This is a genomic window from Gorillibacterium terrae (assembly GCF_051594785.1).
Taxonomy (GTDB): Bacteria; Bacillota; Bacilli; order Paenibacillales; family NBRC-103111; genus Gorillibacterium.
This window is the reverse complement of record NZ_JBPPGI010000001.1, coordinates 238,246-262,826: the sequence shown is the minus strand read 5'-3', so window position 1 is coordinate 262,826 and position 24,581 is coordinate 238,246. Positions and strand designations below refer to the sequence as shown.

The following is a 24,581-nucleotide window of genomic DNA, read 5'->3' as shown; positions in this document are numbered from 1 at the left end:
GCCAAGCGGCCGCCGTTGGTCTACAATGGGTGTGAACACGCGTTTATGAGAAGGAGCCGAACATGCGCAGCGAAGATATCGCCAGGCTGGCGGGAGTCTCCCGCAGCACCGTGTCCCGAGTGATCAACCAATACCCGAACGTTCCCGAGGAGACCCGGCGCAAGGTGATGAAGGTGATCGAGGAGCACCACTACGAGCCCAACACCAATGCCCGCGTTCTCGCCGGCAAGGGCACGGACACCATCGGCCTCTTCGTCATCAGCACCGCCGAGAAGACGCGGGGCAACCGGATTTACCAGAACAATTACTTCGCGCCCTTCGTGGACGCGCTGGTCGATACCGCCAATGCCCTCGGCTATTACGTTCTCATTCATACGGTGTATTCCGAGGAGGATTTCCAGAAGATCCGCCAAGCCTTCTCGCAAAAGCGGATCGACGGCGGCGTCATCGTCGGCACGCAGAAGAATCTGGAGGAAATCCGCAGCATCGTCCAGCTCGGAGAGCCGCTCGTGCTGATCGACTACGACCCCGCCGAGCTCGCCAGGCACCATATGGACAACAACACGGTCGCGGTCATCAACACCAAGGACTTCGCGGGCGGCAGCGAAGCGGTCGCCCACCTGATCGCGCTTGGACATCGGGAGATCGCCTTCATCAGCGGCCGGCTGAATACCCACTCCGGCCGGGAGCGGCTGCGCGCCTACGAGTCCGCCCTGGAGGAGCACGGAATACCGCTCCGCAAGGAGCTTGTGCTCGACGGCGATTTCCGCCGCGGCCCGGCATGCCGGGCGGTGACCGAGTTCCTCGCCGCCGGAGAGCGTCCGACCGCCTTCTTCGCCGCCAACGACGAGATGGCCCTCGGCGCGCTCGACGCCTTCCGCGATTTCGGCCTCCGAGTGCCGGAGGACGTGTCGCTGATCGGCTTTGACGATTCGCCGATCGCCTCACGCCTCACGCCTGCGCTCACCTCCGTTCGCCTGCCGATCGCGGAGATGTCGCAGACGGCCGCCGAAACGGTTGTCGCCATGTGCCGCAAGCGGAGCGCCTCCTTCAGCGCCGTCAGCTTCCCCACCCGGCTCGTCGTCCGCGAATCCTGCGCGAAGAGGGCTGAGGTTCCAGCGGACAGCTCGGCTTCAACAGACGACGGATCGGATGTTCCGGGCTGATCGGCCCTTATCCTTTTTTCGCAAATAACCCCCGCGGGGTTCATTTGGCGCGTTTGTGAACGCGCGTTTATACACAGGCTAGCGCAAGACGGTTTTCCCTATCATGAGAGGAGTTGGAATCGTGAAATTCGGCCATTTTGATGACGCCCGCAAAGAGTATGTCATCACCACCCCCCAAACCCCCTATCCCTGGATCAATTACCTGGGCAACGAGAACTTTTTCGGCCTGATCTCGAACACGGCCGGCGGCTACTGCTTCTACCGCGACGCCCGGATGCGCCGCCTCACCCGCTACCGGTACAACAACATCCCGGTCGACACGGGCGGCCGCTATTTCTACCTGTACGACGAAGGCGACTTCTGGACGCCCGGCTGGATGCCGGTCAAGCGCGATCTCGATTTCTACGAGTGCCGCCACGGCCTCGGCTACACCTCGATCACCGGCGCCCGGAACGGAATCCAGGTCAATCAATTGGCTTTCGTGCCGCTGAATTACAACGGCGAAGTCTATAAAGTCACCGTCAAGAACACCTCCGACGCCAAGAAGAGCGTCAAGCTGTTCTCCTTCGTGGAATTCTGCCTGTGGAACGCCCAGGACGACATGACCAACTTCCAACGCAACCTGAGCATCGGCGAAGTGGAAGTCAAGGATTCCGTCATCTACCACAAGACGGAATACCGCGAGCGCCGCGACCACTATGCGTTCTACTCGGTCAACCGCCCCATGGACGGCTTCGACACCGACCGCGAATCGTTCCTCGGCCTGTATAACGGACTGGATGCCCCGCAGGTTGTCGCCGCGGGCGAATCCCGCAACTCGGTGGCGAGCGGCTGGTCGCCGATCGGCTCGCACAGCCTGAACCTGGAGCTCGCTCCCGGCGAAGAGCAGACGCTCGTGTTCATTCTCGGCTACGTGGAGAATCCGCAGGAAGAGAAATGGGAAGCGCTCGACGTTGTCAACAAGACCCGCGCCGAAGCGATGATCGCCAAATTCGCCGAGCCGGCCCAAGTCGACGCCGCGCTTGACGAGCTCGCCGCTTATTGGAACAACCTGCTCTCGAAGTACATGATCGAGACGGGCGACGAGAAGCTCGGCCGGATGGTCAACATCTGGAACCCGTACCAATGCATGGTCACGTTCAACATGTCCCGCTCGGCGTCCTACTTCGAATCCGGCATCGGCCGCGGCATGGGCTTCCGCGACTCCAACCAGGACCTGCTCGGCTTCGTGCACCAGATTCCGGAGCGCGCCCGCGAACGGATCATCGACATTGCCTCCACCCAATTCGACGACGGCAGCGCGTATCACCAATACCAGCCGCTCACGAAGCGCGGCAACACCGAAGTCGGCATCGGCTTCAACGACGATCCGCTGTGGCTGATCAGCGGCACCGCCGCTTATGTCAAAGAAACCGGCGACTTCAGCATCCTGGATGAAGACGTTCCGTTCGACAACGACCCGAACAACTCCGCCACGCTGTTCGAGCATCTGAAGCGCTCCTTCTTCCACGTGCCGAACAACCTTGGGCCCCACGGGCTGCCGCTGATCGGCCGCGCCGACTGGAACGACTGCCTCAACCTGAATTGCTTCTCCAACACGCCGGGCGAATCGTTCCAGACGACGGAGAACATCGAAGGCAAAGTGGCCGAATCCGTCTTCATCGCCGGCCTGTTCGTCTTCGTCGGTCCGGATTACGTGGAAATCTGCCGCCGCCGCGGTCTGGAGAAGGAAGCCGCGGAAGCGGAAGCGCTCATCCAGGGCATGAAGGAAACGACGATGAAGCACGGCTTCGACGGCGACTGGTTCCTTCGCGCCTATGACCACTACGGCGACAAGATCGGCTCGAAGGAATGCGCCGAAGGCCAAATCTTCATCGAGCCGCAGGGCATGTGCGTCATGGCGGGCATCGGTGTCGAGACCGGCGACGCCGAGAAGGCGCTCGACTCCGTCATCGAACGGCTGGAGACCAAGCACGGCATCGTGCTGCAGCAGCCGCCGTACTCCAAGTATTACATCAACCTCGGCGAAATCTCGTCCTACCCGCCGGGCTATAAGGAAAACGCCGGTATCTTCTGCCACAACAACCCGTGGATCATGATTGCGGAAGCCGAGATCGGCCGCGGCGACCGCGCGTTCGAGGTGTACAGCCGAATCGCTCCCGCCTATCGCGAGGACATCAGCGACCTGCACCGTATGGAGCCGTATGTCTACTCGCAGATGATCGCAGGCCGCGACGCCGTCCGCCACGGCGAAGCCAAGAACTCCTGGCTGACCGGCACGGCGTCCTGGAACTTCGTCGCCATCACCCAGGCGATCCTCGGCATCAAGCCGGACTTCGATGGCTTGAAGGTCGACCCCTGCATCCCGAAGGCTTGGGACGGCTACACGATCACCCGCGTCTTCCGCGGCGACACCTACCGCATCAAGATCACCAACCCGAACCACGTCTCGAAGGGCGTCGCCAAGATGACGCTGGACGGCCGCGAGATCGAAGGCAATGTTCTGCCGGTGGTCGGCGACGGCGCTACGCATGAAGTCGAGGTCGTATTGGGCTGATTGATAGCCGTATCCGGTCATACCGGTAGGTAAGACAAAGGACCGCTTCCATTTGAGGAAGCGGTCCTTTTTGTATTCAAGGCCGAACTCTTCTGCACTGCCTACTCAACATCGATCTCCGCGAAGAGCTCGTCAAAGGATTTTCCATCGTTGATCCCATCGATGAGGCGGGCCAGGCCGGCTTGCCCCACCTTTCCGAACCAATGCCCCACTTCCGCATGGGCAATCGGATAACTCTTGTCCGAGCTCATTCGATTAAAGTCGTTTCGCTTGGAAATCGCTTGAAGCTTCTGCTTGTCCTGGGGACCGGCATCGAAGGACTTGTAATCGGGAAACCGATCATCGGCCAGCGTTGCCAAGCCTTCGTCAAACCAAGCGGGAATCCGATCCAGCTTGGCCCTCTTCTTCAATTCGGAATGCATCCTTTCATGGGCGATCACATCCTGGCTAAATCCGCTCGGTCCAACCACAATGTAATCTCCCCAGTACAGATGATACGTTTGTCCCGTCGAGTTCTGGGCATACCGCTTAACCATTTTGGGCGACTCCACGAACAGGAACGTCGGGTCGGCTTGAACCTCTCCGTAAAATCCCTTAATCCGTTCCTCGGATTCTTTGAGATCCTGCAAGAGTTGCTCACGGGTCATCTGCGAAATACTCGGGTCGATGTAAACCCGGTTCCCATAGGGAGTCAGGCTCGAAGAACCCGCGAACATCGCGTTGACGGGCTGGGGCGTCTTCAGGTAAAGCGAAATCGCCAACAGCAGAATCAACGAAGATAGGATTAGGAGTGCGGTCTTTCGTTTGCTCGGTCGTTTCATGAGGCTCCTGCCTTTCGGGTTCGCCTAAACGCGGCTCCCTCTTCTCCGGGAAGCATCTTCGGGTGAAGGACTGCGAATCGGTCGCGGTTCATCCCTTTCTACAAAAAAAACGCCGCTTGCTCGCGGCGTTCTCTCCCCTTAGCGGGTAATGACATAAATATCAAATGCTCCGTAAGAATGCAGATTGAGCGGAATGGACAAGGCCTTCACGCCGCCGGGCACTCCGGAGCGCTGCTCCATGAAAGCAGGCGGAGTAATATCCACGCAGATGCCCTGGTTGTAGAGGAGCGTGCTGGCGTTGCCGCTGATCATGTTGGCCAATTCGGAGATGGCGCTGCGGCTGATCTCGTCAAATTCAGTCAGGGAAAATCCCCCCATCATCGCTGAAGCGATTCGCAGCGCCACGGCTTCGGGGAACCCGAATACCACTTCGCCGGTCATGCCCCCGACGATGCCGATCTTCAGCCAGACGCGATCGTCGCCGATCTCGATCTGCTTGATGGTGAGCTCGCCCAGTGTCGGTTTGACCTGGATCAAGGATTCGATTACCGTACAGGAAGACATCAGAAACGGATTGATGTAAGCTGCTTGCATTTTTTCGCCTCTCTCACTCGCTGGAATCGTGCGAAACCAAGCAATAGCGGTCTTCCCGGTAGGGTCCAATGCCACTGTTGTTCGGCAACCCGGCCGCCGTAGGAACTGGTCCTTTAGGCCCGAGGCTTTGCGTCCCTGCCTTTCGGTAGGTTTGCCTTTTCGCATCAAGTTGTTAGGACCACAGTCCTGCCATTAGTCTAAGTATACTTTCCAAAAACCCATTAATCAATAGACTTCCTTCCCGTTTCCTGCAAGTCCTGTCCGGTTATGTCTCTGGTGGACGGATTTCGGAATACGGACTGCGAGCCGAGGGACCTAAGAGGGTGACCCTTCGCCGCCGAAGGCGACGCCTAAGGCCCGGCAGCATGCCAAAAAGGGCCTACCAAAAAGACAGACGGAAAACCGTCTGCCTTGGATAAGCCCCGTTCGTCCCGAGGCGCTATTCCATTCCCGTAGCTTCCGCCTGCTTCAACACATCGATCAGTTCGCCGTGGATGCCTCCGCTCGTTGCGACGATATTCCGGACGCCAAGGTGATACTCCTGCCCCGTCGTATCGGTTACCCGCCCGCCGGCTTCCTGAACGAGCAGCGAGCCTGCGGCGAGATCCCAGGCGTTGAGGTTGATTTCCCAGAAGCCGCTCAGCCGGCCGGCGGCGATATAGGCCAAATGCAGCGCGGCGGAGCCTCCGTTGCGGATGTTGCGCACGCGCGGCAGCACAGCCGTTAGGCCGCGCATGTTCACGGGCAGGGCCGCGACCGGATCGGTCGGGAAGCCGGTCGCGAGGAGGCTCTCGGCCAGCGCCGCCTCCGAGGAGACGTGGATGGGCTTGCCCCGCAGATAAGCCCCTTTGCCCTTCTCGGCGACGAACAGCTCATCCCGGGAAGGATCGTAGACAACCCCGACGATGACCTCGCCCTTGAAGGCCAGCGCGATGGAGACGGAGAAGAACGGAAAGCCGTGAACGAAATTGGTCGTGCCGTCGATGGGATCGACGATCCACAGGTAATCGGCGTCCCTCACACTCTCCAGCGCTTGGGCGGATGCGAGCGGACCGGGCTCTACTCCTTCTTCCCCCAAGAAAGAATGCTCGGGAAAATGCGTCATAATCAAGTTCTTGATCAGCTTCTCCGAGCCTTTATCGATTTCGGTCACCAGATCGGCCGGCGATGTTTTGGTACCCAGCGTGGTGTAGGCTCCCAGCTTGCTCTTGATCCACTCCCCGGCCTTGGCCGCCGTGTTGATGGCAACTGCGGTAAAGCTCTTCCCGCTTGCGGAATAATGGACATTAATCGGCTCAGCCATGAATCATCACTCATTTCGGTTAATCTCTTATTCCCCAGTATAGTAGAGTTGCTTCGCAAAAACTACCGGAGCTTCCCCCAAATTTCATCGTAAGCGGTGACAAAGGGCATGGGTGTTGCAGGCCCTATCGCTAAAAACCCCACCGTCTGCGGTGGGGATGGATCAAGCGTGCCGCTTGAGCGGAAGTAACGGACCATAAGCGGTCAACGTTCAGCGCTCAGCGTTCCAAGGTAGCGCCGTCGACTTCGCGGAATTCCTCCCGTCCGGCCAAATCGGCGACCAGCCGGAACAGCGCCTCGTCCTTCTGCTTCGCCTCGATCATGATATCGAGCCGCGGCGTCTCGGCGGCGATTGCCCCCAAAAAGGCGGCGAGCGGCTCCGGCTCGACGAAATCGGCGTGGGCCCGCACATCCTTCTCGCTCTTCGGGCTCGACACGTGGATCTTCGGCGGAATCCCGGTGTCCTTCCAAGTCGCCCGGATGCGCGGCCAAAGCTCTTCCGCGGCGACGCCCGAGCCGGGATTCACCTGGTGATGGTGCAGGTCCAGTACCATCGGCAGTCCGAGCTCCTCGGCGGCCTGCAGCGTTTCCTCGGCGGTATACGTTTTGTCGTCGTTCTCCAGGGTCAGCCTCCGCCTCACTGCGGCCGGAAGATCGTTAACCCGGCTGTGAAAGCGGGCCAGCGCCGACTCCTTGTCGCCATAGGTACCGCCGATATGGATGTTGCATTTGGAGCGTTCGTCCAGACCCATGGCCTCCAGCATCCGCACCTGATGGGCCAGATCGGCGAGCGAGGTGCGCAACACCTCCTCGCGGGGCGTCGTCAGCACCGTGAAGTGGTCGGGGTGAAAGGACGTACGCATGCCATGCTGGATGACGTAGTCGCCCAGCTCCCGAAACGGCTCCGCAAGCCGCGGAATCGGGTCCCAGCCCTCGGTCAGCGGATGGGTGACGAGCGGAACCAGCTTGGACGAGAACCGGAAGACATGGATATCGTAGGCGCGGTTGTGGCGGAGCAGGCGCAGCGTATTATGGAGATTCTCCTCGGCAATCCGAACGAGCTTCCCGAGCGCCGCTTCACGGTCGGCAATCTTGGCAAACTGCGTCGCGGTCATCGTCTTCGATGGAGAAGCATGCGCCACATGGACCGACATGGCCACATAGCCGAAACGGATCAGCATGAACGTCAACTCCGGGAATAGCGGACTGGGCCCCTAAGGGCCTGCCCTTAGTATTCCCTTTTCTCCGCCCGTTGCGTCACAGCCCGGGGTGATCGCGGAAAAACATTTCGTCGGCGAGCGCCGTTTCCACCTCGGACTCCTGGGCGGTAAGGCGGCGAACCAGCTCCATCTCCACCAGGGTGATCTCTTTGCCCTGGAAGTCGATCTCGGCGATGGAGGCGCTGATCTTCACGATCGCAACGGCTTGATTGCGCGGATCGAAGGCGATTACCTTCATGCCGGTCGGATAGATGCGGAAGCCGTTTTTGCGCATTTTGGTCTTGCCGTATTCGAACAGGTCTTCAAGCTCCCGTTCGGATTTGAACTTGCAGACCGAGTTGAATTCCGTCGAGAATCCCATGGTCTCACCTTCCGGCTTCAAAAGTAAACTGCAGCTTTTGCTTCTCCGCGTGCCGCTCCACGGCGAGACCGATCAGCTCGTCGAGCAGCTCTCCGTAGGATTTGCCGGTTTCCTTCCACAGCAGCGGATACATGCTGAACGGGGTGAAGCCCGGCATCGTGTTGATCTCGTTGATCAGAATGGCGTTGTCGGTCCGGCCGACAAAGAAGTCGACGCGCGACAGACCGCTGCCGTCCACCGCGCAGAAGGCCCGAACGGCCAGCTCGCGGATGCGGTCGGACAGCTCCTCCGGCAGGTCGGCGGGGATGACCATCGTCGATTTGCCGTCCAGGTACTTGGCCTTGTAATCGTAGAAGTCGGCTCCGGCGACGATCTCGCCCGCCACGGAGGCCTTCGGGTCGTCGTTGCCGAGCACCGCCACCTCGATCTCGCGGCCATCGACGAATTCCTCGACGATCACCTTGCGGTCGTATTTAAACGCCGTCTTGATGCCCTCGATCAGTTCGTCCCGGTTGGTCGCCTTGGAGATGCCGACGCTCGAACCGAGATTCGCCGGCTTGATGAAGCAGGGGTAGCCGAGTGCGATCTCGATCTCCATCAGGAAGAATACCTGGTCCTTCTCCCATTGCGCCCGGGTGAAATGGCGGAACATGCACTGCGGCAGGCCTTCCTGGGCGAACAGCTTCTTCATGACCACCTTATCCATGCCTACCGAGGAGGCAAGCACGCCGCCGCCGACGTAAGGAATGTCGGCCATTTCCAGGAGTCCCTGAATGGTGCCGTCTTCGCCGAAGGTTCCGTGCAGCAGCGGAAAGACCACATCGAGCCCCCGCTCCCCGTTCGTTCCGGCAAAGATCGGACTGAGCGGCATCGCCTGCTCCGACACGGCCGCCTGCTTGCCCGCCGCTGCGGCTCCCGTATCGTCTCCGGCGATCCGGCCGTCGGCCGTAAGCGCCTCCCGCTCGAAAGTCAGCTCGGCCACGGAACCGACAGGTCCGTTCAGCACGGGCCCCGTTTTCCAGCCGCCGGTGCGGTCAATGTAAAACGGATGGATCTCGTACTTGCTGTGATCAAACGCCCGTATAACGGCGAGGGCTGTCTGCAGGGAGACGTCATGCTCGCCCGAACGGCCTCCGTATATCAGTCCAACCCGAACTTTGTTCGCCATGGAAACCTCCTGAATATGGAATCAGAACAGATCCGTAATATGAAAAAAAAGATACCTGGTGTTCTCTGTCCAGGCGTAGGAATCCCGGTAGTCCCAGTATCGATGCTTGCTGCTTACGGTATGGGCATTGACGAGAGGCATCCCGTTCTTGTCCTTGGAAGCAACCACCGTGCTGTGGCCGAACCGGCCGTCGCCTTTCCAGCAGTAGCTAATGACGTCGCCCGGCTCAAGCTCCTGCGCGCTTTCAACCGCTTTGGCGCGGAGCCCGTGCGACCGGCCCGCCGCCAAATACCGGCGAAGGCTGTCGGCGACGGCCCAACTGTAGCTCCAGTTCTCCCGGCTGCCGCTCATGCCGCGGTACCACCAGCCGGAATCTCTTCTATCAGTATAGTTCATCGGCGCTCCGCCTGCAAAGATGCACTGCGAGACATAGTTCGAGCAGTCGACCTCGAATTCGAGATAGCCGGGATTGGCCGTCTCCCAATACCGGTCGGCATAGTCGGCCGCGGCCTGCCGGTCGTACCCGCCCGCTCTGCGGAATTGGGCGAGCGGATTCAGCATAGGCTTAAGGTTGGCGGGCAAGGGCGCCGCGTTTGCCGCTCCCCCTTCCGGCGGGAAGACTGCGCCTCCGGTCAGCTCGCGGGTGTCCGGCTCGATGCCGGCGATCGCCCAGCCGCCCCGCAGAGCGGACAGATAGACGCTCTCCCGTTCCGCCCGCTCCTCCAGATGATCCGCTCCGTCGATGCGGTAGGCGAAGCGGCTGTGCAAGCGGATATCCGCCAAGAGCCCCCCGCGGATGGGCCTGGCTCGGAGGATGCGGAGGCGAACCTCCCGGCTGACCGCAACGAGCCGGCGCTCCCGCCGCTGCTCGCGGATACGCTGCAGCTTTTCTCCCTGCAAGCCCCAATCGAGCGAGCTCTCCCCCAGCGGCTGCAGGACGGACGGATCGCATTCCGCCTCCATCCGGTTGCGGCTGTGGGCATATTCGTAGAGGAGCGTCTTCCAATTCATCGCCATTCCCCCCATTCATTCCAACTATATGTAAACCGGGCATGGCTCATGTGGATCGAAAAGGTCCTTGGAGCCGGTTTCCTAGGCGATTTTCCGCGAAAAAGCAGTTTACTCGCGGGGCGGGAACCGTTATACTAAAGATGACGAAATTATGAAATCGTGTTTCAACCTGTGAAACAATTGATCATGACAGGAGGCCCATGGAATGGCGAGAAAGGATCATTTCAATGTCAAAAGCACGTTGACCAGCGGCGGCCAGGAGTACGTCTATTACAGCCTGCAGAAGCTGGAGGAGCGCGGTCTTGGCCCCATCCACCGCCTGCCCTACTCGATTAAGGTGCTGCTCGAGGCGGCGGTGCGCCAGTTCGACGGCCGGGCGATCACCAACGAGCACGTCAAGCAGATCGCCGGCTGGGCGGAGAACCGCGACGCGAACAAGGAAATCCCCTTCATTCCGGCCCGGATCGTGCTGCAGGACTTCACCGGCGTGCCGGTGGTGGCGGACCTTGCGGCAATGCGCTCGACGATGAAGCGGATGGGCGGAGACCCCAAGACGATCAATCCGCTCGTGCCGGTCGATCTGGTCATCGACCATTCGGTGATGGTCGACCAGTTCGGGACGGAGAACGCCCTCGCCTTCAACGAACAGATCGAGTTCGAGCGCAACGAGGAGCGCTATCGCTTCCTGCGCTGGGCGCAGACCGCGTTCGATAACTTCCGCGCGGTGCCGCCCGATACGGGCATCGTTCACCAAGTCAACCTGGAATACCTCGCATCGGTGGCGGCGACCCGCACCGTGGACGGAGAAGTCGAGGTGTTCCCGGATTCGCTCGTCGGCACCGATTCGCACACGACGATGATCAACGGGCTCGGCGTGGTCGGCTGGGGCGTCGGCGGAATCGAGGCGGAAGCCGGGATGCTGGGGCAGCCGCTGTATTTTGTGACGCCGGAGGTCGTCGGCTTCAAGCTGAGCGGCAGCCTGTCGGAGGGCGCGACCGCCACCGACCTCGCGCTCACGATCACCGAGATTCTGCGCAAGAAGGGCGTCGTCGGCAAGTTCGTCGAGTATTACGGCGAAGGGCTGGAGAGCCTGAGCCTCGCCGACCGGACCACGGTCGCCAACATGTCGCCGGAATACGGGGCGACGATCGGCTTCTTCCCGGTCGACCAGGAAACCTTGAAATACCTGCGCAGCACCGGCCGCAGCGAGGAGCAGGTCGCCCTGACGGAAGCTTATTACAAGGCTCAAGGCCTCTTCCGCAACGCGGACAGTCCCGAGCCGGTCTACAGCGACACCATCGAGCTGGACCTGTCCACCGTCATGCCGAGTCTGGCAGGGCCGAAGCGCCCGCAGGACCGGGTGGAGCTCACCAACATGAAGTCCTCCTTCGACTCGATCATCCGCACGCCCGTCGATAAAGGCGGATATGGCCTGACCGACGAGAAGATCGCCCAGGCGGTACCGGTTGTCCATCCGAGCGGCAATACCACCGTTCTCAAGACGGGAGCCGTCGTCATCGCCGCGATCACGAGCTGTACCAACACCTCGAACCCGAGCGTCATGCTGGGCGCGGGCCTCGTCGCCAAGAAGGCCGTCGAGCTCGGCCTCGCCGTTCCCGAATACGTCAAGACCAGCCTGACCCCGGGCTCGCTGGTCGTCACCGAATACTTAAAGAAAGCCGACCTGCTCGCTCCGCTGGAGGCGCTCGGCTTCCATCTGGCCGGCTACGGCTGCGCGACGTGCATCGGCAACAGCGGCCCGCTGCCGGACGAAGTGTCGGCGGCGATCGCCGACAACGATATGACCGTGGCCGCCGTACTGTCCGGCAACCGGAACTTCGAGGGCCGGATTCACGCCCTGGTGAAAGCCAACTACCTGGCCTCTCCTCCGCTCGTCGTCGCCTACGCCCTGGCCGGCACGGTCGACATCGACCTGACGAAGGAGCCGATCGGGGTGGGCAAGGACGGACAGCCGGTCTACTTGAAGGACATCTGGCCCACCTCGCGCGAGATTGCCGAGACGATCCGCTCCAGCGTCAGCCCGGCGATGTTTCACGAGAAGTACAAGGAAGTGTTCATTGCCAACAAGCGCTGGAACAACCTGCTCGTGCCGCTCGGGGAGCTGTACGAATGGGACGAAGCGTCCACCTACATCCAGGAGCCGCCGTTCTTCTCCGGTCTCTCCGAGGAACCGGGCGATATCTCCAGCTTCTCCGGCATGAAGGCGCTCGCCATGCTGGGCGATTCGGTCACGACCGACCACATCTCGCCCGCCGGCAACATCAAGGCTGACAGCCCGGCCGGACTGTACCTCCAGTCGCACGGGGTGGAGCGCAAGGATTTCAATTCCTACGGCTCCCGCCGCGGCAACCACGAAGTGATGATGCGCGGCACCTTCGCCAACATTCGCATCCGCAACGCGGCGGCTCCCGGCACCGAAGGCGGCGTCACCAAGTATCTGCCGACCGGTGAAGTGATGCCGATCTACGATGCGTCGATGAAGTATCAGGAGCAGGGAACCCCGCTGATCGTGCTGGCCGGCAAGGAATACGGAACCGGCAGCTCGCGCGACTGGGCGGCCAAGGGAACGTATCTGCTCGGCGTCAAGGCGGTCATCGCCGAGAGCTACGAGCGCATCCACCGCTCCAATCTGGTCGGCATGGGCGTGCTGCCCCTGCAGTTCCCGGAAGGCTTCGGCTGGCGGACGCTGGGCATCACCGGCACGGAGACGTTCGAGCTTTCCGGCCTCGACAACGCCGTGCAGCCCGGGCAGAAGGTTCGGGTGACGGTGACGCGCGAGGATGGCTCCGACTTCGACTTCGAAGCGGTCGTCCGGCTCGACAGCATGGTCGAGGTCGATTATTACCGCAACGGCGGCATTCTGCAGACCGTCCTGCGGCAGATTACGGCGTCGGAGAAGTTGGCCGGCCCCACGGCTTGATCCAGCATCGCGGTCACAGCGATAACGGCACGGTTGTATCGGGAGCGCGTTCGTCGTCGAACCGGCCGCATCGCCTCGCCGTCCCATTGCAACTGACCGGGGTCGTACCGGGATTGCCGCCACCTGTTCTCTCTTAGCCGGTGTTCCGGCAGCGCATAACGAAAACCCTCCGCACCGAGAAAGGTGCGGAGGGTTTTCGTTTGCCGGAGCTTATGCGCCCGGCCTTCGCCTGCCCGGCTTAGGGCTTAACCCCCGGCTGGCCGTGGAACACTTTCAGGATGAACTCGCGGTCGGGAACCTTCAGGCGCTCATACGAGGCCAGGAATTCTGTCCGGTCATAGGCCGCTTCCTCCAGGTGAACTTGGACGGAGTCCTTCGCCACTTCGAGAATGGCGTAAGGCGCGCTCGGTTCGGCCGTGCAGCCCACAGAGCCGGGATTCAGGAACATGGACCTGTTGCCGCGGAGGCAAAGGGGCAAATGATCGTGCCCGAAGCAGATGAAATCCTCCCGGCATTCGCGGAACAGGGTCTCCAGGTTCTCCCGCGTCGGCTTGACGATCGACGCATACGGCTCCCGGCCGATCGGCGCCCGCTCCTTGCCCCGTACCAGCGCGTAATGGGTAAACCGGAACGTTCGCCCCTCCAAGGTACGCAGCAGTGTCCGGGGCAGGCCAGCCAGCTTGCTGTGGAATTTCCGGTCCATCCGGTCGACGATCCATTGGTGATGCTCCCGGACCTGGGCGTGGCTCGCGGGATAAGCCTCTCCGCGAACGAGCGCCAGCACCGCTTCGTCATGATTGCCTGCCAGGAGAGAAACATCCTTCCGCGCGAACAAGGCTTCCAGCACTTCGTTCGTATCCGGTCCGATTCCGATCGTATCCCCCAGCACGTAGATTTGTTCGACCTCCCGGCGGCGGTCGATTTCCTGAAGCACCGCCTTCAGCGCCGGAGCGTTTCCATGGACATCCGCCAGAATCGCTATTTTTTTCATATTCGGTTTCACCCTCTTGTTCTTGGCTGCATGGTAGTCCTTCTCAGTTTAGCCTTAAGGGAGGGACGCGTCCATCCTCTCTATCGCATTTCTTCCAATGGCAAAGACCGAGCCCGTAGGAACGGCTCGGCCCGGCGGAAGAATTCCTTTCCTAGAGCACCTTGGAGAGAAACGCCTTGGTGCGTTCCTGCTGCGCGCTGCCGAACAGCTCGGTGGGCGGACCTTCCTCCACCACGAAGCCCTGCTCCATGAACAGAACCCGGTCGCCCACCTCGCGGGCGAAGCCCATTTCATGCGTGACGACGACCATCGTCATGCCCTCGCGGGCGAGCTGCTGCATGACGCCGAGCACCTCGCCGACCATCTCCGGATCGAGCGCCGAGGTCGGCTCGTCGAACAGCATGATCTTCGGCTCCATGGCGAGCGCGCGGGCGATGGCCACGCGCTGGGCTTGGCCGCCCGACAGCGACGGCGGATACGCCTCGGCCTTCTCGGACAGGCCGACCTTGTCGAGCAGCTCCATCGCCTTGGCCCGGGCCTTCTCCTCCGTCCACTTGCGGACGAGGATGGGGGCCAGCGTCAGGTTGTCGATGACCTTCTTGTGCGGGAAGAGATTGAACTGCTGGAACACCATGCCGACCTCCGAGCGAATTTCGGCGATGCTCGTTTTCTTGTCCATCAGCGACTGTCCGTCGATGACGATCTCTCCGCCGTTCGGCTCCTCCAGCAGGTTGAGGCAGCGCAGGAAGGTGGATTTTCCCGATCCGGACGGACCGATGACGACCACCACCTCGCTCGGCTGAACCTCCACGTTGATGTCACGCAGGACGACGCTGCTGCCGAAGGCCTTGGACAGCCCCCGCACCCGGATGATCGGCTCCATCCGCTACACCTTCCTTTCCACGTAAGCCAAGAGCTTGTTGAGGGAGTAGGTTAGGACGAAGTAGATGAGCGCCGCCGTCAGGTAAGGCTCCCAGATGCGCATGTATTGGCCGCGCATGGCATTCGCCCAATACATAATTTCCGGCGCGGCAACGATGGCGATCAGCGAGGAGTCCTTGAGCAGCGTAATGAACTCGTTGCCGAAGGCGGGGATCATCCGTTTGACCGCCTGCGGCAAAATGATATGCCGCATCGTTTGAACCGCGTTCATGCCGAGCGAGTGGGCCGCCTCGGTCTGTCCCTTGTCGATCGACTGAATGCCGGCCCGGTAGATCTCCGCCGAATACGCCGCCGAGTTGAGGGAGAGCGCCGTGATCGCGGCCACGATGGCGTCCGTGTGCCCCAGAATGGGCGGAATCAAGCCGAAATGAGCCATAAGGATCTGCACGTAGAGCGGCGTCCCGCGAAAAAAGTTGATGTAGCACACAGCCGGGTAATGCAGGAACCAGCGCCGCGACATTTTGCCGAAGCCTACCGCAAGCCCCAGCAGCGAACCCAGAAGGATGGAGCCGACGGAGATGCCGACGGTAAGCAGCGCTCCCTTCAGCAGGAGGGGCAAGTAATCCCCAATGATATCGAATCGAAAGCCACCAAGCATGATGTTCTTCCTTCCTTCGCTTGTCTCGTGGAGGGTGAAGGCCCGTTACCGGCAGACCCGCCCGCGGCAGGACGTCTCGGAGTCGGCCTACTTGGCGTTCAGAAGAGCCTGCGTGTTCGGCTCCTCGCCGAACCACTTCTTGTAGAGCTTCGCGTATGTGCCGTTCTCGAGGATCGCCTTGATCGCCGGGTCCAGCTTTGCCTTCAGCTCGCTTCCTTTCGGGAGGAGAATCCCATAGTACTCCACCCCGAAATTCTGTTTGTCTTCGATCGTAACGAATTTCTTCTTCGGGTTGTTCTTGGCATATTCGCGTACGATGGCGATGTCCGCTACCGCCGCGTCGACGCCGTCCTTATCCAGCTCGAGGAAGGCATACGTATTCGATTCGTATTTCTTCAGGTTGGGATTCGTCGCTCCCATGATGTCGCTCATCAGCGTGTCGGCGGTCGTCGAGCCCTGTACGGCTACCTTCTTGTCCTTCAGGTCGAGCGCGCTCTTGATGGAGCTGCCTTCCTTGACCAGAATCATGTTGGTCGATTCGAAATAGGGAACCGAGAAATCATACGTCTGCTTGCGGTCGTCCGTGATCGAGACCGAGGAGAGCCCGGCGTCGTTGGTGCCGTTCTTGACCGTGTCGAGCATGGGGTCCCAGCCGGTATTGGTCAGCTTGTATTTCAGTCCCGCCTCCTTCATCACCGCAGCGAAAAAGTCGACATCGAATCCGACAATCTTATCTTTATCCATGCTCTCCATCGGGGCATAGCTGGCGTCGGTGGCGATCCGGTACACCTTTTCTCCGCCGTCCGAGGATTTATTGCCGCATCCCGTAAAAGATACTGCCATGAAACCGGCTATAGCTAACATAACAAGCTTTTTCATTCGATCCTTCTCCCCCCACGCTTGAAAAAGTAAAATCATTACGGTGATTTTACCAGCATATTGCGCATACGACAATGGAATTTTTCATGAATTGTTAGATAAAGTGACGTTTATTACGCTGCCACGATAAAGAAAGACAGGTATGCCAAAAAGCCTTCCCGATCAGGAAGGCCTAAAAATGCTCTCGATTGTCATTCCATTTCGTCCGTCGAGATGGACGAATTTTCCTATTAAGATTAAATTATGCATATTATGGTTATTCGTTTTCAATGGACATGTTGTTATTCATTCATAAGGTCAAGAACCCTGACACCTATCCATGACGTTGTCCGGATCGGATGGGGAAAAGAAGGACTAGGGCTTAAGCATCTTGCCCATCCGTGCAGCCGCTTCCAGGAGAAGGGGCGCATCCTCCTTCATCGCTTCCGCCGTCAACCGGTTGACCGGACCCGAGACGGCCAGCGCCGCCACCATCCGGTGAGCGCGGTTGACGATGGGAGCGGCAATCGCCGCCGCGCCCGCTTCCCGTTCCTCCAGGCTCGTGGCGTACCCGCAGTCCCGCGCCTCTTGAAGCTGCCGCTCGAACGCGGCCTTCTGCGCCTCGTCGGCCCACAGCGGAGCGGCCGACAACTCGCGCTGGAGCTCCGGCGCGCCGAAGGCGACGAGGATTTTGCCGGAAGCCCCTACGTGCAGCGGCAGGCGGACGCCGACCGGGGCCACCCGGCGGATGGCTTGGCTGCTCTGCACCGCCTGCACCCGAATCCGCTCCAGACCGTCCCGCACATAGAGGCTAACCGTCTCTCCAAGCTGATCGCGGAGCCGCTCCATCTCCGGCAGCAGGATCACCGCCGGGTCGTCATCCTGTACCAGGTTGGCGGAGAGCTCCCACATCCGGTAGCCGAGCCGGTACCGCTCCGAAGCCGGATCGCGGCGGACGAAGCCCTTGACCTCCAAAGAGGCCAGCAGCCGGTGCACGGTGCTCTTATGCAAGCCCGCCCGGGCGGCTAATTCCGTCAGGCTGAGGTCGCTGTCCTCGGCAAAACAGAGCAGCAGGTCGAGGGCCCGCTCCACCGCCCGCACCGTCAATTTGGAATCTTCCGTGGACATATCGGCAACCCGCCTCCCGTTTCAAAGAGTGAAACCCAGTTACCATCAGTATAACGCAGGAGCTCCTATCCTGCCAGAGGGGAACGGGAGCAACGAAGCATTCATAGGCTCGTCGGCGGCGGAATACAGATAAGGGATGAAGTCCAATCCGGAAAGGAGTTGTCGAACGTGTCCATGAGCTATGACAAGCTCACTCCGCTCCACCTGCTGGAGGTGATCCGTTCCTGGAAGTTCCGCGAGGCCGGCTACGCCCGCAGCCTGCGGCAGTCCGTTCCCGAACAAGCCCCCGCTGTGGAAGAATGGCTGGCCAACTGGGAGCGGGTCTTCGGACAAACCGAGCAGGCTGCCGTCCGGCTGATCGAACGGGAGCTGGCACCCCGCAGCCGCGGAGCAGCCGGTCCCCCGACCGGGCCGGAGCACCCCATCGCCGGTCTCCTGCCCGTCTCGCTTGCCCAGTCGCGGGAATTCGTCTCCCAGCTCGAACGGTTTGCCGCCGAAAGGGCCGAAACGGATAGCCGGGCCTTTCCGCCCGCCCCCGGCTCCGCCGCCGTGCTCCTCGCCCAAGCTGCGAACGAGTCCACCTCGTACGCGGATGCGCTGGAGCCCTACTTGTCGGAGTACGAAGCGGCCTCCGCCCTCACGTCAAGCGGCGACTTACCCGGCGCCGAAAGCGAACTCCGCCGGGATGAAGCCGGCGATGCCACTGCCACCGGCGAAGGCCAGTGGTCGCGGCCGCCGGTTCCCGACCAGGCGCCCGTACCGATCGGCGGTCACACCCTGCCCCCGCTTCCCTATGCCTACGACGCGCTGGAGCCCTACATCGACGCCAAGACCATGCAGCTCCACCACGACATCCACCACAAATCCTACGTGGACGGACTCAACAAAGCGGAGCTGGAGATGCAGAAGGCGCGCAAGACCGGCGACTTCTCGCTGATCAAGCACTGGGAACGCGAAGCCGCCTTCAACGGAGCCGGCCATTACCTGCATACGCTGTTTTGGAACATCATGACGCCCAAGGGAGGCGGCAAGCCGAGCGGAGCGCTGGCGGCGCAGATCGACCGCGATTTTGGCAGCTTCGAGGCGTTCAAGAAGCATTTTTCCCAAGCTGCGGAAAAGGTGGAGGGCGGCGGCTGGGCGATCCTGGTCTGGAGCCCGCGCAGCCACCGGCTGGAGATCCTGCAGGCGGAAAAGCACCAGAACCTGTCGCAGTGGGACGTCATTCCCCTGCTCGCTCTGGACGTCTGGGAGCATGCCTACTACCTGAAATACCAGAACGAGCGGGGCAAGTACATCGACGCCTGGTGGAATCTCGTCAATTGGCCCCATGTGAACGAGCGGTTCGCTACCGCCCGCCAGGTGAAGTGGTATCCTTATTGAGCTTTTTCACCGCCAAACCAAAAAAGGACTCGAATCGGCAATAAAGCCGTTCGGTCCTTTTGTTTCTCTTCACCGCCGGGCTTGCTTGAGGCAGCTCTCCCTGATCCTGCGGCAGGCGTTCAGATGAACGATCTGATGCCGGGTAATCGGCATCAGGAAGATTCCGGCCACCGTCTTCCTGCCCCAGAAATCGAGCAGCCAGAACGCGGCTTCGCGGCGGGCGACGCCGCCCTCCTCGGCGATCCGGCCCAACTGCTCCTTTTCCACCTTGCGCTTCATATCCTCCGGATGCAGCCCTTGAATGATCGTGCGGGTCCGGGTGCCCACTGCACAGCGGTACTCAAGCAGCTCCGTCAGGCTCACCGATTCGCTGAAGGAGCGGATTTCCTCCTTGGTCATCGCGTTCCCCGTGTCCTTCACGTCGGTCCCGAGCCGCCGCATCCACTCCTCATCGAAGACAGGCTCCCGCCGTGCAACCAACCGGTTCGCGGTCAGGTCTTCAATGCGGGTCATGTGCCAGAGGTTCCATGCGATCGTGTTCCCCTTGGCAGCCGGCATCGCCCGACAGGTCTCGGAGTCCAACCCTGCCGCGATTTCATCCATAAACGTGTCCGCTTGCCCGCCGCCGACGCGAGACTCGTGCACCAGGGAGTGCATGTCGGACAACAGGCCGACCGCCTCCTCGAAGTGCTCGCGCTTTTGCAGGATGGCCTTCAGCCTCGCCTGCTTCGGGTTCCACTGCGTTCCCACTTCAAACATCGCCGTCTCTCCTTAGCGAATCATGAGCCAATGTCCAAATGGCTATTCGTCTCCCCCTACTATAGCAAACCGCAGAGGAGACGGCTTGACGCTTTTTGCGGAATTTCCCTTATGCGCACAAAAGGCATGAAAAAAGCGCGGGGCCAACCGCCCTCGCGCTTTAAGACAAATGCTGCTTATTCCTTGATCAGCGACATGAATTCCGTTCGCAGGGCGACATCGCGGCGGAAGATGCCGCGCACGCCGGAGGTAACGGTCTTGCTGCCGTATTTCTTGACCCCGCGCGAACACATGCACAGGTGCTCGCCCTCGACGACGACGATCGCGCCTTGCGGCTTCAGCACCCGCATGATCGTGTCGGCCAGCTCCGAGGTGATCCGCTCCTGCACCTGCAGGCGGCTCGCCACGGCGTCGACCAGCCGGGCGAACTTGCTTAAGCCTGCGATCTTGCCGCTCGGGATGTAGCCGATGTGCACCTTGCCGAAGAACGGCGCCATGTGATGCTCGCACTGGCTGTAGTAGACGATGTCCTTGACCACGACCAGCTCCTCGTGGTTCTCGTCGAAGGTGACGCCGAGGATTTCTTGATAATCCTTGCCGTACCCGGCAAAGATCTCTTCATACATGCGGGTGACGCGGGCCGGGGTCTCGCGGAGGCCCTCACGGTCCGGATCTTCCCCGATGAGCCGGAGAATCTCGCGGATATGCCCTTCGATCTCTTCGCGGTTTTCCTCGACTTTTTCATTGCGGAGCTGCTTGGACAGCATGGCGCTCTCCCCCTGACCTGTCGGGATGACCCCGATTTATCGTTTGCCGCCGCGAACGGGCGGCTTCATTCCCGGATTCTTGCCCTGCCCCTGCTGCTTCATCATCTGCTGCGCTTTGGCCAGCTGCTGACGGTTCATGTTGTATCCCATCTGCTTGGCCATCTTCGCCAGCATGTCAGGGTCGTTCTGCATTTTCTCCATCTGCCTGCGCAGGTAGTAGACGCCGATCACGAAGCCGACGATGAGGCCGACAATCAGCGTGAGAACGGGAATCAGCCAATCCCATACACTATTCATACGTTCTTCCTTCACCCCAGTTAAGAGTAATCAAAACCTTTACTATGATACCATGTCCCCGAAAGGCGCACAAACCGCTTTTGCCGCTGGGGGCGTCAGGGCTGAACCGTCTCGATGAACACCGTCGTATGCTTGGCCAGGTCGACCTCCTTGGTCTCCACCTCGCCGTCAAACTCCTGGCGCACTACCCGCACGATGGGTCTGCCCGGCAGGCCGCGATGCTGGCCGACGACGACGCCGGTCTCCTTGGTCGACAGCCGGACGGAAATCCCGGTCGGGTACACGGACACGATCCGGGTGAATTGCAGGAGCGCCTCATGATCGAGCTCCACGCCCGCCATCGCCATCATCACCTCGCAGGCCTCATGCGGAAGCATCATGGGCTGACCGTCGCGGTACAACAGATTGTCGTAGGTGTTGGCGACCTTCACGATCTTGGCGTACAGGTGAATCTGATCGTCGAAAAGGCCGCGCGGCAAGCCCAGCCCGTCCGGCCGCTCGTGATGCTGAAAGGCGACATGGGCGATCAGCAGGCTGAACTCCCGCTTCGTCTTGAGCAGCTCGAAGCCCCGCCAGGTGTGGTGCCGCTTCAAATCCGTCGAAGAGTCGTCGGTGATCGCTTCGACTTTGCCGATATCGTGCAGGAGCGCCCCGATGGTCAGCTCCTTGAGCTGCACCTGGCCGAGCCCCATGTTCGCGCCGATCAAAGCGCTGAGGGTTGCGACATTGAGCGCGTGCACATAGTGGGCATTGTCGTGCGTGCGGATATCCGAAAGCTGCAGCAGCACCTCCTGGTTCTGGGAGATGTCCTCGAGAAGCCGGTCGATGCTGATGCTGACCGCTTTGCTGGAAAAGTCTTTTCCCGAGCGGATCGCTTCCATGGCTTCGCCCATCCGGTGCATGACGAGCCGCTTGTTCTCTTCGGAGACGGGGTCCTCGTACAAGGCGTCCTCGAACAGCGGGTCCTGAATATACAGCATGGTCACGCCGATCCGCCTCAGCGTGTTGATCATGTAGACCGTCAGTTGGACGCCCTCCGCCAGCAGAGTCGCTCCATTGCCGGAAAAAATGGTTCTGCCCAAATACTGACCCGGTTCTACATTGTCGAGACTGACATACTTCATGATGCACCACCCGGATCATTAGGTTGAAGGCCGCCTTCCGTCAAGCGGCCCCTATCTTCCATATCGTCAACGCAAACGGGTTGATGAACCCCCAACCGTCACCTATAGAGATTGAACTTATTATTTACGCCTGCGCAGCTGGAATGTCATTCCAATCGCTGTTGATCCCAGATTTTCGGAATGAACTTGTTAAGGGGGAAATCCGGGATCAAAGGCGCCCGCTTCGCTTCTTCACGACCTTCCTCTTCTCCGGCTTTCTTTTGTTCCATCTAGTTAGACCGGCAAATCCGGCTGGATCGGCGTATCCGCCGACCCTTCGCCGGCGGGCCGGGCTTCGGCCAGCGCCTTCGCTGCCTTGACCCGGACGCGCTCCTCCGGATCGCGCTCGGCCGCTTGCTTCAAAGCGCCGAGCGCCTCATCCCCGCCGATGCGCCCGAGCGCCCAAGCGGCCTCGGCCCGGATGTCCGGCCGCGGATCTTCCAGAAGCAGCCGGATTAGCAGCGGCGCGGCCGTGCGGTCGCGGAACTTGCCGAGCCCGAGGATCGCGTTGCGCTGGATCGGCTTCTTGCCCCGCCAGGCGGCTGCGCCCGAGCCGAACCGCTCCTTGAATTCGCGGTTGCCGATCGTGAGGAGCGGCGCCAGCAGCGGCTTGGCCAGCTCCGGGTCCGGGCGGAATTCGGCATGATGCGTCCAGTTGAAGCCCTTGTTCTTCGGGCATACCACCTGACAGGTGTCGCAGCCATAGAGCCGGTTTCCCATCCGGTCCTTAACCTCCTCCGGAATCTCGTCCTTGGATTGGGTCAGGAACGACAGGCAGCGGCCCGCGTTCAGCACGCCGGGTTCCACGAACGCCGAAGTCGGGCAGGCATCCAGGCAGAGCGTGCAATCGCCGCAGCTATCGGTAAGCGGCGTATCCGGCGGAAACGGCAGGTTGGTGAGCAGCTCGCCCAAGTAGACGTAGGAGCCGAACTCGGGCGTGATGACCGAGCAGTTCTTGCCGCTGAAGCCGATGCCGGCCCGGACCGCCACCTCCCGGTCGACGAGAGCGCCCGTGTCGACCATGCTCTCCAAGCGGGCCTCCGGCACCCGCGAGCGGATGAAATCCGCAAGCCGCTCGAGCCGGTCGCGCAGCACGGTGTGGTAATCCTCGCCCCAGGCGGACCGGGCGACGATTCCGCGCGAAGCGCCCGGCTCGGAGCGGGGCGGCCCCTCCAGCTTGGAGGGATAGGCCAACGCGATGGAGAGGATCGAGCGCGGTCCCTCGAACAGCAGCTCCGGATGCGTCCGCTTGTCGATGTCCTTCTCCTCGAAGCCGCATTCGTAGCCCTCTGCCCGGCGGCGCAGAAGCCGTTCCTTCAATTCAAGAAAAGGATCGGCCGACGCGAAGCCGATCTTGTCGATTCCCAAGCCGCGGGCGGCGGCTTTGATCTCCTCCTTCAGGGACAGCCAATCGCCGGCGGGTGCGTCCAGATGCAGCAGGTCGGCGATGGGTCTCGCCCCCTTCCCATTCATTTTACGCCCGCGCTTCCGCCCGCGGCGGCCGCTTTCGCCGCCGCCACGGCCAGCTCGTCGCAGCGGTTGTTCCATTTGTCGTCGGCATGCCCCTTAACCTTGACGAACTCCAGTCGGTGGATATCCTTCAGGGCCAGGAGCCGCTTCCACAGATCCTGATTCTCCACGGGCTGCTTCTTGCTGTTCAGCCAGCCGTTCTTCAGCCAGCCGCGGTACCAGCCCTGCTGAAAGCAGTTCACCAAGTAGGCCGAGTCGCTGTGCACCTTGACCTGGCACGGCTCCTTCAGCTTGGCGAGCGCTTCGATGACGGACAACAGCTCCATCCGGTTATTCGTGGTATGGGCTTCTCCCCCGGACAGCTCCAGCCGATGCTCGCCGTAAAACAAAACAGCACCCCAGCCCCCGGGACCCGGGTTGCCGGAGCACGCTCCGTCGGTGTATAGAATGACTTCCTTCATGCCTCTTCTCCCCACTCTTTCCGCCACCAGTCGTAGTAAGCCAGAACCTGTCCATTGTCGAAGGGCATCCGCTTCTTGTCCGCACGCTCGGTCAGAAGCCGCAGGCCTTCGCGAACCTTTCGCTCCACGATGTGAGAGTAATGATAGCTCTGCTTGTGACGCTCGTATTCGTCCTGATCGACGAGAATCCGTTCGCCGCCCGGCGTGACGATCAGGTCCAGGTCATAATCGATGTAAGTGATGACATTGCCGTACAGATAAGGCGGCGACGCCACGTTGCAGTAATAACGCACGCCCCCGTTCTCGATCAGCGCGACAATATTGTACCAGGCGCCCGGAATGAAGAAGGTGACGCCCGGGCTGCGGCTGAACCATTCGCTTCCCGCCGCCTCCACAATCTTCGTGCGGCAGTTGACGGTCACGATCATCTTCTCGGCGGCATGCTCCGGATGGAGGAGTTCGTCCGGGACCCGGCGGTTCTCCAGCCACATGCGGTGCAGATGGCCGTTATGCTTGAAGCTTTTGATGACATATACGTCGGAATCGCTCATCGCAACCGTCCTCTTTCTCTCTCTTTGCTCCAGTATACAAGAAAAGCATACCGGCACGCCAATTTCGGCGCCCGA

23 protein-coding genes and 1 riboswitch are annotated in these 24,581 nt (G+C 60.9%); of the genes, 4 read left to right on the top strand and 19 right to left on the bottom strand.

The features are described 5' to 3' along the window. Positions 1-62 precede the first annotated feature (62 nt). A complete protein-coding gene (locus tag ACSEXS_RS01155) occupies positions 63-1,166 on the top strand; it encodes a LacI family DNA-binding transcriptional regulator (protein ID WP_438431351.1) in 1,104 nt (367 codons plus the stop codon). A gap of 121 nt (positions 1,167-1,287) precedes the next feature. Next, positions 1,288-3,723 carry a glycoside hydrolase family 94 protein gene (locus ACSEXS_RS01150; RefSeq protein ID WP_438431350.1) on the top strand — a complete coding sequence of 812 codons (2,436 nt, stop codon included), beginning with the start codon at positions 1,288-1,290 and terminating at the stop codon, positions 3,721-3,723. A 101-nt stretch (positions 3,724-3,824) separates the two neighbouring features. Here the strand turns inward: ACSEXS_RS01150 and ACSEXS_RS01145 are convergent, their stop codons facing one another. From ACSEXS_RS01145 to ACSEXS_RS01115, 7 genes are all read right to left on the bottom strand, one after another. Continuing rightward, the gene (locus ACSEXS_RS01145) at positions 3,825-4,544 is read right to left on the bottom strand and encodes a hypothetical protein (protein WP_438431349.1); all 720 of its coding nucleotides are present in this window, start codon (positions 4,542-4,544) and stop codon (positions 3,825-3,827) included. A gap of 138 nt (positions 4,545-4,682) precedes the next feature. Continuing rightward, a complete protein-coding gene (locus tag ACSEXS_RS01140; RefSeq protein WP_438431348.1) occupies positions 4,683-5,138 on the bottom strand; it encodes a chemotaxis protein CheX in 456 nt (151 codons plus the stop codon). A gap of 80 nt (positions 5,139-5,218) precedes the next feature. Beyond that, positions 5,219-5,304: riboswitch (cyclic di-GMP riboswitch) on the bottom strand. Between the two features lie 273 nt (positions 5,305-5,577). Next, the gene (locus ACSEXS_RS01135) at positions 5,578-6,441 is read right to left on the bottom strand and encodes an inositol monophosphatase family protein (RefSeq protein WP_438431347.1); all 864 of its coding nucleotides are present in this window, start codon (positions 6,439-6,441) and stop codon (positions 5,578-5,580) included. 217 nt (positions 6,442-6,658) lie between these two features. Further along, positions 6,659-7,621: a UV DNA damage repair endonuclease UvsE gene (uvsE, locus tag ACSEXS_RS01130; protein ID WP_438431346.1), complete on the bottom strand. Its 963-nt coding sequence runs from the start codon at positions 7,619-7,621 to the stop codon at positions 6,659-6,661. A 76-nt stretch (positions 7,622-7,697) separates the two neighbouring features. Beyond that, the gene (locus ACSEXS_RS01125) at positions 7,698-8,021 is read right to left on the bottom strand and encodes an MBT domain-containing protein (protein WP_438431345.1); all 324 of its coding nucleotides are present in this window, start codon (positions 8,019-8,021) and stop codon (positions 7,698-7,700) included. A 4-nt stretch (positions 8,022-8,025) separates the two neighbouring features. After that, the gene (locus ACSEXS_RS01120) at positions 8,026-9,189 is read right to left on the bottom strand and encodes a D-alanine--D-alanine ligase (RefSeq protein ID WP_438431344.1); all 1,164 of its coding nucleotides are present in this window, start codon (positions 9,187-9,189) and stop codon (positions 8,026-8,028) included. Positions 9,190-9,210: 21 nt separating this feature from the next. Then, positions 9,211-10,200 (bottom strand): amidase domain-containing protein, encoded by a 990-nt coding sequence (locus ACSEXS_RS01115; protein WP_438431343.1) that lies wholly within the window; start codon positions 10,198-10,200, stop codon positions 9,211-9,213. Positions 10,201-10,405: 205 nt separating this feature from the next. Here ACSEXS_RS01115 and acnA point away from each other — a divergent pair, with 205 nt between their 5' ends. After that, positions 10,406-13,141 carry an aconitate hydratase AcnA gene (acnA, locus tag ACSEXS_RS01110; RefSeq protein WP_438431342.1) on the top strand — a complete coding sequence of 912 codons (2,736 nt, stop codon included), beginning with the start codon at positions 10,406-10,408 and terminating at the stop codon, positions 13,139-13,141. 238 nt (positions 13,142-13,379) lie between these two features. Here acnA and ACSEXS_RS01105 read toward each other — a convergent pair whose 3' ends face one another. The 5 genes from ACSEXS_RS01105 to ACSEXS_RS01085 all read right to left on the bottom strand — a co-directional run bounded on the left by ACSEXS_RS01105 (position 13,380) and on the right by ACSEXS_RS01085 (position 17,658). Continuing rightward, a complete protein-coding gene (locus ACSEXS_RS01105) occupies positions 13,380-14,132 on the bottom strand; it encodes a metallophosphoesterase family protein (protein ID WP_438431341.1) in 753 nt (250 codons plus the stop codon). 151 nt (positions 14,133-14,283) lie between these two features. Continuing rightward, positions 14,284-15,006, bottom strand: a complete 723-nt coding sequence (locus ACSEXS_RS01100; RefSeq protein ID WP_438433055.1) for an amino acid ABC transporter ATP-binding protein — start codon at positions 15,004-15,006, stop codon at positions 14,284-14,286. 12 nt (positions 15,007-15,018) lie between these two features. Then, complete coding sequence (locus tag ACSEXS_RS01095; protein WP_438431340.1) at positions 15,019-15,672, bottom strand: amino acid ABC transporter permease; 654 nt, start codon at positions 15,670-15,672, stop codon at positions 15,019-15,021. Positions 15,673-15,759: 87 nt separating this feature from the next. Continuing rightward, positions 15,760-16,515, bottom strand: a complete 756-nt coding sequence (locus tag ACSEXS_RS01090; RefSeq protein WP_438431339.1) for a basic amino acid ABC transporter substrate-binding protein — start codon at positions 16,513-16,515, stop codon at positions 15,760-15,762. Between the two features lie 390 nt (positions 16,516-16,905). Next, complete coding sequence (locus tag ACSEXS_RS01085; protein ID WP_438431338.1) at positions 16,906-17,658, bottom strand: IclR family transcriptional regulator; 753 nt, start codon at positions 17,656-17,658, stop codon at positions 16,906-16,908. Between the two features lie 174 nt (positions 17,659-17,832). Here ACSEXS_RS01085 and ACSEXS_RS01080 point away from each other — a divergent pair, with 174 nt between their 5' ends. Beyond that, positions 17,833-19,038, top strand: a complete 1,206-nt coding sequence (locus ACSEXS_RS01080; protein ID WP_438433054.1) for a superoxide dismutase — start codon at positions 17,833-17,835, stop codon at positions 19,036-19,038. 69 nt (positions 19,039-19,107) lie between these two features. On the opposite strand, the gene ACSEXS_RS01075 is transcribed toward ACSEXS_RS01080, so the two are convergent. The 7 genes from ACSEXS_RS01075 to ACSEXS_RS01045 form a co-directional block, all read right to left on the bottom strand. Next, a complete protein-coding gene (locus tag ACSEXS_RS01075; RefSeq protein ID WP_438431337.1) occupies positions 19,108-19,797 on the bottom strand; it encodes a DinB family protein in 690 nt (229 codons plus the stop codon). A gap of 176 nt (positions 19,798-19,973) precedes the next feature. Continuing rightward, entirely contained in the window at positions 19,974-20,564 is a 591-nt protein-coding gene (folE, locus tag ACSEXS_RS01070) for a GTP cyclohydrolase I FolE (RefSeq protein ID WP_438431336.1), read from the bottom strand. Between the two features lie 36 nt (positions 20,565-20,600). Continuing rightward, the gene (locus ACSEXS_RS01065; protein ID WP_438431335.1) at positions 20,601-20,861 is read right to left on the bottom strand and encodes a YneF family protein; all 261 of its coding nucleotides are present in this window, start codon (positions 20,859-20,861) and stop codon (positions 20,601-20,603) included. Positions 20,862-20,956: 95 nt separating this feature from the next. Next, on the bottom strand, positions 20,957-21,985 hold the full coding sequence (locus ACSEXS_RS01060) for an HD-GYP domain-containing protein (RefSeq protein ID WP_438431334.1): 1,029 nt from the start codon (positions 21,983-21,985) through the stop codon (positions 20,957-20,959). A gap of 273 nt (positions 21,986-22,258) precedes the next feature. Next, entirely contained in the window at positions 22,259-23,497 is a 1,239-nt protein-coding gene (gene queG / locus ACSEXS_RS01055) for a tRNA epoxyqueuosine(34) reductase QueG (protein ID WP_438431333.1), read from the bottom strand. Beyond that, positions 23,494-23,955 carry a ribonuclease HI gene (rnhA, locus tag ACSEXS_RS01050; protein ID WP_438431332.1) on the bottom strand — a complete coding sequence of 154 codons (462 nt, stop codon included), beginning with the start codon at positions 23,953-23,955 and terminating at the stop codon, positions 23,494-23,496. The genes queG and rnhA overlap by 4 nt, the downstream gene beginning before the upstream one ends. Continuing rightward, the gene (locus ACSEXS_RS01045) at positions 23,952-24,506 is read right to left on the bottom strand and encodes a DUF402 domain-containing protein (RefSeq protein ID WP_438431331.1); all 555 of its coding nucleotides are present in this window, start codon (positions 24,504-24,506) and stop codon (positions 23,952-23,954) included. The genes rnhA and ACSEXS_RS01045 overlap by 4 nt, the downstream gene beginning before the upstream one ends. Positions 24,507-24,581 lie beyond the last annotated feature (75 nt).